Below are 209 nucleotides of genomic sequence, written 5' to 3' on the forward strand. Positions count from 1 at the left end.
ACCATTCGCCCGATTGCCGGAACCCGTCGGCGCGGCAAAACGCCCGACGACGACAAACTCATGGCGCAGGACCTGCTCGACGATCCCAAGGAACGCTCCGAACATCTGATGCTGCTCGATCTTGGCCGCAACGATGTCGGGCGCGTCTCCAAACCGGGCACGGTCCGCGTCACTGACCGCGAACAGATCGAATATTATTCCCACGTCAT

The 209-nt window shown here is 60.8% G+C and carries 1 protein-coding gene; it reads left to right on the top strand.

Annotated elements, in window-relative coordinates; genetic code table 11:
• A partial coding sequence (locus tag B2T33_RS00240) for a chorismate-binding protein (RefSeq protein WP_286790868.1) occupies window positions 1-209 on the top strand: 209 nt, incomplete at both ends.

It is taken from the genome of Thalassospira sp. UBA4513 (assembly GCF_002388495.1).
Classification (GTDB): Bacteria; Pseudomonadota; Alphaproteobacteria; order Rhodospirillales; family Thalassospiraceae; genus Thalassospira; species Thalassospira tepidiphila.